We start from the raw sequence: 6,905 nt of genomic DNA on the forward strand, positions 1-6,905 counted from the left end.
TATGCTGACATACAGGTTAAGTGATTGTAAAGCCATCGACTTCAGTTAAAATATTGCTACAACTTTTGGGTGTATTCTGAAATAATTGCTTCAAAAGATAAGGGAAATATAACAAGAAAAATATGACTAAAAGCCGCAAAGTAGCCGTTAACCAATTACAAGTCGGTAATTTCATCCGTCTTCCCGTTTCATGGAAAGACCACCCCTTCCTGTTCAGTAGTTTTAGGTTGAAACAGCAAGCACAAATAGAGCTGATCAAAAAACTCGCAATAAACTATGTTTTCGTCGATCTCGAGCGCAGCGATATCCCCCCTCTTACTGAAGAGGTTGCAAAAACGAATACACCGCCGCCACAAAAAGAGGACCTCGACTCTCTCACCAGTGAGATGCTAAAAACCAAAAATGAGCGAATAGAAAAACTCAAACAGATGCGCAGAGATCTTCAAAAAACAGAACAGGAGTTCGATCGCTCTATCGCAAAAATGCGTAATCTAGTATCCAAGCTACGTAGTCGTCCGTTAAATGCCATCGATGATGCTAAAGATCTTGTCACCTCAATGAGTGAGCAGTTACTTAACTCTGACAATTTAGTGCTTCACTTGATGGGAGAAGCCAAAGATGATGAATCTATCTATTACCACTCTCTCAATGTTGCAGTGTTATCTATGCTGATGGCAAAAGAGCTAGGCTGGGATAGATCTGATATCGAGTTAGTTGGCATGGGCTCACTCTTTCATGACACAGGAAAGCTCAAAGTCCCCCAGCAACTGCTCAGAAAAAAAACGCCTCTAACTCCACCTGAAGTCAATTTTATGAAGCAGCACCCTGTTATGGGCGCAGATTTACTCAAACTGGCAGAGAACTTTCCTGCAGGCGCAACGCCGATTGTACTCAACCACCATGAATATCTAGATGGCTCAGGATATCCGCGGGGGCTTAAAGCTGACAAATTAGATAAACGCTGCCAACTTGTTACCGTCGTCAATTTATACGACTCCCTTTGCCACCCCGATGCACATACTAAAGCCCGCACCCCTTATTCAGCGTTAGGTCATATCTATAAGAACTATAAGACCCAGCTTAATCAGGAAGTGACAGGTAAAATGATTAAGATGCTTGGAATCTACCCTCCAGGGAGCATCGTTGAGTTATCATCAGGGCAATTTGCTATGGTGATGTCAGTGAATTTAGACAAAATATTATTCCCACGAATTTTAGTTTACGATGCGATGGTACCAAAAGATCAAGCGCCGATCGTCGATCTCGAAGTCGAAGGACTCAGCATTGTCCGTTGCATTCAGCCTGCCGCGCTACCTGAAAAAATCTTTAAATATTTGAACCCTAGAGAAAGAGTAAGCTACTACATAGGTTCTGATACTTAGCCCTGAATTGCCGTTTAATGATAATTGAACAAGCAAGCTAGCCAAATCGACAAAGCGTCCTTATAACTAATACGAATTGTATTAAGTATTTGACCAATTCAGAACTCCTCAAATTTTCAATTCAAGGCGCATTGATGAAGAAATGGCTATTTCCTTTTAAATTAATGTAAAGCAGAAGTGGAGAATTTGAGACGCTCACGCAGTGCAGGTTTCAAAGCACTTTAAGCTTCGTTACGGGTTTTCGTTATAGAATAACTATTAGCTTCATCCCCTCGCCTTGCTAACAGCGCTTTGAACTCCCGCTGAATGGTCAAACTTTTAGTACAATTGGTATAAATAACGGTTATTCCCCACTGTTATTTACAAGTTTTCTTGCTGAAAACAAAACTATTGGCTAATTTGAAAGTAAGGATATCTTCCGGGGGAAGAGGATATGACAAAGTTACCGAACTTCGATATGTTGAAATGGCTCGCTGAAAACGAGCCCGATGAGTTAGAAGAACTACAAAGAACATTGTGCAGAGAAGCGATAGATTGCTGCCCTGAATCTAATAAAGAGCAACTCATCTCAATGCAGCATCATCTTGAACAGCAACTATCCCGCTGTAGTAACCCTTACCATAGATGCTACTTAGCTATCAGCATCATGAATGATAAATTTCTTGCTCTAAATACCATAATGAATAACCCCCAAGAGTTTCGACAGCAGACAGCCGAAATTCTTGAGTTACCAGCGAAAAAATCAAGCTAATTAACGGCTACAGCCAACCTTTTCTTTTGAAAAAAGCATAGGTTCCGCCAGCACTTGCAAGCATCATAATTATCGCCATCGGGTAGCCATACTGCCACTCAAGTTCAGGCATAGCGACAAAGTTCATACCATAGGCACTCGCTATAACCGTTGGAGGCAGGAATATTACTGCAGCAACTGAGAATATTTTAATGATCTTATTTTGCTGAAGCCCACTAAAGCCCATTGCAGCATCGAGAAGGAAATTTAACTTGTCGAAAATAAACTGGCTATGTGGCATTAATGATTCAATATCTAGCAACATTTCACGCAGATCTTTGAGGTTATCCTCAGTTAACTGGCCACGATAATAGCGCTGTAAATATCTCAAAGATCGTTGCGTATCTAGAAGGCTCAAGCGAATTTTACCATTCGAGTCTTCCTGTAACGTGATCAGCTTAAATACGTCATCTAATTCATTATTATCAAAAACTAACTCACTGACACCATCTACAACTGAATAAACATCTTCAATAAGATCCGACAAGTAATCGACTTTAAGATTAAACAGTTCGAGTAGTAATGCTTGAGGCGTGGCTGCATCGATACGTCCAAGACGTAAATAGTTACGCAATAAGCGGATAAGGCCTACATCTTCCTCTCTAATCGTTAGAAGAAAGTCTTGCCTTAAGTTAAATGATACATTGACCCCTTTAACATCTTGTCCCACTCGCTGTGGGAATAGAGAGTTGATATGTAAGCCATCACTGTTTTGATAGAAACGCGCCGAAGCTTCAATCTCATTGATATCATCCTCTTCAGGCACTTCTTCAACTGAGTACTTGCTTAACCAATCACGCTCTTCATCAGTGGGTTTAAAAAGGTCTAGCCACAAGGTACTGGGGGGGACACCATCTTCTATCTGTAGTTCTGTGATCGATAATTTACGATCTTCATAGACATAAGCTGTAATCATAGTACCTCCTGAAAAAACACTTTGAAAAAAGAGTAAGTATCTCAAAGCGCAGGGTAAAAAACTTGGCTATTCTACCGCAAACGATAATATTGAAAAGCCTTTAAAACGACTATCTAAATAAAATTCTAATTATTTAGCATTTGCGATAATGACACGTTCTTGATTGGATAACCGTATGTTAATGCCATCGACAGTCGTGATCTGCTGATTCAAAATATCCTTCTTTCTTACTTGGTAAACAGCTGAATTCTCGTCAATTGGAGAAACAATAGTGACCTCTACAATCAGGTTTCCATCTTGCCAATTCCAATACCAATAGCCAGCACTGCCAAGCATTGAGACGGCAATTAAACCAAAGATGATATATCTCAACATGATCTGCTTACCGACATCTCTTGTACTTTGCTGTTTGGGCTCTTTAACGGGTTTTCTTAAATAAAACAGTGCCCCGACAATGACTAATAAGGTCACAATAATTTTTATAAACACTTCACACTCCGCAGGTATGCATAGCAAAGGATTATAACGCCTATTTCACTGCAAAACTGATATAAATATCTAAGCTGTAGAACAAAAAGCAAAAAAAATGAGCCTGATACTACTTGATGAGCAGACATGCATATATACTGGCTTATCATGTCTATATTGATGTCATAACCATTGCGACAAACGCGCTCACCTAAGGGATACCTTATGAACTTTAAAATACCCGTTATAGCTATTCTAGCGACACTTACCACTCCAGCAATAGCACAGGTATCGCTTACCCTTCCTAAAACAGTCGAGGTATTAGTCGTTAATGGTGTTGTAACTGAAGATCAGCATGAACTCACCCTTGAGGATGGCAACAATCAAATCGTATTTAAATATAACACTAGCTTCAGACTACAGGGGCAACAGAAACGCTTTACCTCTGAAGCCGTCATACTGACTTTTAATAGCCAAGACGCAGCACTCAAACTGAGTTTGCCACGACTAAGATCTGAAAGTGATGCTGACAATTTCAACAAGCGTCCTGAAATGACACTCACCGATGAAGCGGATGCTGAAGTTCAATATAAAAGCGATCTGCTACTCAAAGAGGGGATACAACTGGGCAGAGATTATGACATTGAGATTGCAGCCTACAACACAAGTTCAGCCCCAGCAGTGCTACCAAATTTAGTGGAAGAGTCATCACACACACCAAGTGTGTTACCCGCTACAGCATTAACAGCTTCTGAAAAATCGGTTCCAACAAAGGACACGAGTATTGCGGCGCAAAAAAACAGTGTTGAGAAGGAACAGATTAATGTAGGTCAAATGCTTGATTTTTGGTATAGCCAGGCCGATGAAGAAACCCGTAAAGCCTTTAAACAAAGAATCGAAAAATAATTAATTACAGCTAGGGCCAAGATAACGTACTGAATGGTGAATAACGCTGATCAGCAATATCTTGGCCATGATTTAATAGCTTGTTTAGCGGAGTATCTAGGTTTAGATATATTCACCTTTTCGTGAGTAACTCCTCCCATAAAATTACCGACAGGATTGGCCTCGATAAACAGTTTCCCAGCCTCTACTCCCATCTTGTAATCATTATTAAGCTCATTATCTTCGCTCCCCAATATCTGGCTAGTGAGTTGTGACTCTGGAAAAATTTGCACTATATCTACATCACTCGGTGGCGAAGCAATAAATTGTAGCGAACGTTTATATTCAGCTTCATGATGAAGAAAGTACTCAATCGCTTTAGGACACCGGTTAGATGAACATACCCATTTTCTTAAACGCTTCACCCACGGAGTATGAGCCTCATACTGCTTTGGCATAGTACGGATCACCACAATTTTCTTTGCTCCTCGCCGATAAGCTTCCTCAACAGGTAGAGGTGCAGAGAGCCCACCATCAACATGATAATCACCACCAATCATCACCCCTTTACGATAAAGAAACGGTAAAGCACTGGATGCCTTAAGTAAGGTAAGCCAGTTGCTCTTTTGCGGTTGAAAAAAGCTCGCCTGGTAGCTTGAACTATTCGTCGTTGAAATAAGCAATTTTCGGTTATGTAACTTAGCGAGGCCTGTTTCAGTGTTTAAATGAAATGCTGAATGATTGACCTGGTCAAAATACCAATCAAGATCAACGGTATTCGAGCCTTTTAAACCGCGCTTAATATCGAAAAACCTAGCTTGGTTAGATAGTTTCGCGATAGATGCTTGAGCAAAACCTAGTTGACCCGTTACAAAGCTCGACAAGTTTTGAGCGCCTGCTGAAGTGCCGATTAATAACTCAAAAGGGTTATATTGTTCAGCTAGCCAGTTATCGAGTACACCAGCGGTAAAGATCCCCCTCTGACCACCACCTTCAGCCACTAAAGCCGTATTCGCTATCGGCTCAGACAAGCAAGCACTTTCACCACAAAGACTTGAATCAATATCTCTAAGTACAGAGTTTAAACTAGATATATTATTTGAATTTAATGAAGACATATGATGACCTGAAATGATTCCCCCACGGAACCCCACCAAATTTAAAGGTTCTCTTACCATCTGTATAATTGATTGTTTTAATCATTCAAATAGAAAAACCCTATTAGGCTATTGCTCTGTTAAGTACTGAGCCTTTTTGGTGCCATCAAGACATTTATTATTGCTAAACATCAGATGTGGTGAATGTAATAAATGCACAGATGCAGTTTATGACCAAGCTCGGAGGCTGAGTAACTTCGTAGAAGGCACTTAGTAACTTGCAACAAAGGCGCATGTCATAGTCAGCTACGGGGCAGTTTAATGCATCCTGCATAAACTACACTCCCTACATCCATGGAGGTCGCCACCCTTCGCGTTCATCCCATACATCAAACTACGTTTGATAAGCGCAAGTGCTTCACCCTACTCCACATGGGTGTTGAACCTCACTACGCTCGGACTCTTCACTTCCCCATGTTCGAGTGGTCATCCTTCCAGGCTAAAAACGAAAAAAGCCCATTGCGTTAGCAATGGGCTTATTCGACTCTCTTTACGAGAAATTAGGCGCCTGGAAATGACCTACTCTCGACGTTCGCGAAGCGAACACATGGGGGTGAGATTATGGCGCTATAAATACGCAGTATTTAGCCATCATTGAACGCGAAGAATCTATGATTCGTAGCGGGAGGCCCCGCTCAGCGGCGGGACGACGTCGGGAGTAGGCATTGCACGCACGTGCTTAAGTGGATAAGCCACCTGTTATCGTTTCGGACAGTGCGAGCTAACAGCTGATTACTTTAAAAAGCCCCAAACGCAAAAAAGCCACCTTAATAAGGTGGCTTCTTTACTTAATTAGGCGCCTGGAAATGACCTACTCTCACATGGGGAGACCCCACACTACCATCGGCGCTATTGCGTTTCACTTCTGAGTTCGAGATGGGATCAGGTGGGGCCACAATGCTATGGTTTCCAGACTAATTGGGTAAAATTTGAAAAGCTAATTAGGTTTTATAATCGGTTTAGTACACGGATGTACTGTATGTCATAAATGCAGGAGCATTTTATGACCAACTTAAATCAAGTCGTATTCTTTTGTGCTTGTAAAGTAATCATCACTAATCACCACAAACCCATCTGGGTTGTATGGTTAAGCCTCACGAGTCATTAGTACAAGTTAGCTCAACGCCTCACAACGCTTACACACCTTGCCTATCAACGTCCTAGTCTAGAACGGCTCTTTAGAGAGATTAAATCTCTAGGGATGACTCATCTTAGGACTCGCTTCCCGCTTAGATGCTTTCAGCGGTTATCGATTCCGAACGTAGCTACCGGGCAATGCTATTGGCATAACAACCCGAACACCAGCG

6 protein-coding genes and 2 rRNA genes are annotated in these 6,905 nt (G+C 41.4%); 3 read left to right on the forward strand and 5 right to left on the reverse strand.

All coding sequences use genetic code 11. The features are described from left to right. Positions 1-122 precede the first annotated feature (122 nt). Together BM736_RS20165 and BM736_RS20170 are read left to right on the forward strand one after the other, a co-directional pair. A complete protein-coding gene (locus BM736_RS20165) occupies positions 123-1,382 on the forward strand; it encodes an HD-GYP domain-containing protein (RefSeq protein WP_076415484.1) in 1,260 nt (419 codons plus the stop codon). 433 nt (positions 1,383-1,815) lie between these two features. Next, positions 1,816-2,133 carry a DUF3135 domain-containing protein gene (locus tag BM736_RS20170; protein ID WP_076415487.1) on the forward strand — a complete coding sequence of 106 codons (318 nt, stop codon included), beginning with the start codon at positions 1,816-1,818 and terminating at the stop codon, positions 2,131-2,133. Positions 2,134-2,140: 7 nt separating this feature from the next. Here the strand turns inward: BM736_RS20170 and corA are convergent, their stop codons facing one another. After that, a complete protein-coding gene (corA, locus tag BM736_RS20175; RefSeq protein WP_076415489.1) occupies positions 2,141-3,088 on the reverse strand; it encodes a magnesium/cobalt transporter CorA in 948 nt (315 codons plus the stop codon). A 129-nt stretch (positions 3,089-3,217) separates the two neighbouring features. Further along, positions 3,218-3,577 (reverse strand): hypothetical protein, encoded by a 360-nt coding sequence (locus BM736_RS20180; RefSeq protein WP_076415491.1) that lies wholly within the window; start codon positions 3,575-3,577, stop codon positions 3,218-3,220. Positions 3,578-3,781: 204 nt separating this feature from the next. Between BM736_RS20180 and BM736_RS20185 the strand changes: the two genes are divergently transcribed. Continuing rightward, entirely contained in the window at positions 3,782-4,462 is a 681-nt protein-coding gene (locus BM736_RS20185; RefSeq protein WP_076415493.1) for a DUF2057 domain-containing protein, read from the forward strand. A gap of 50 nt (positions 4,463-4,512) precedes the next feature. On the opposite strand, the gene BM736_RS20190 is transcribed toward BM736_RS20185, so the two are convergent. The 3 genes from BM736_RS20190 to BM736_RS20200 form a co-directional block, all read right to left on the reverse strand. Beyond that, positions 4,513-5,559 carry a patatin family protein gene (locus BM736_RS20190; RefSeq protein WP_083700405.1) on the reverse strand — a complete coding sequence of 349 codons (1,047 nt, stop codon included), beginning with the start codon at positions 5,557-5,559 and terminating at the stop codon, positions 4,513-4,515. A gap of 837 nt (positions 5,560-6,396) precedes the next feature. Beyond that, positions 6,397-6,512, reverse strand: a 5S ribosomal RNA gene (gene rrf / locus BM736_RS20195). A 169-nt stretch (positions 6,513-6,681) separates the two neighbouring features. Beyond that, a 23S ribosomal RNA gene (locus tag BM736_RS20200) occupies positions 6,682-6,905 on the reverse strand; the annotation flags it as partial.

The organism is Shewanella sp. UCD-KL12, assembly GCF_001957125.1.
In the GTDB taxonomy this organism is placed as follows: Bacteria; Pseudomonadota; Gammaproteobacteria; order Enterobacterales; family Shewanellaceae; genus Shewanella.

What these genes read in the sequence shown, in the direction of transcription:
- BM736_RS20165 (WP_076415484.1), top strand. Translation starts at nt 123, where the DNA reads ATGACTAAAAGCCGCAAAGTAGCCGTTAACCAATTACAAGTCGGTAAT.
- BM736_RS20170 (WP_076415487.1), top strand. Translation starts at nt 1,816, where the DNA reads ATGACAAAGTTACCGAACTTCGATATGTTGAAATGGCTCGCTGAAAAC.
- corA (WP_076415489.1), bottom strand. Translation starts at nt 3,088, where the DNA reads ATGATTACAGCTTATGTCTATGAAGATCGTAAATTATCGATCACAGAA.
- BM736_RS20185 (WP_076415493.1), top strand. Translation starts at nt 3,782, where the DNA reads ATGAACTTTAAAATACCCGTTATAGCTATTCTAGCGACACTTACCACT.
- BM736_RS20190 (WP_083700405.1), bottom strand. Translation starts at nt 5,559, where the DNA reads ATGTCTTCATTAAATTCAAATAATATATCTAGTTTAAACTCTGTACTT.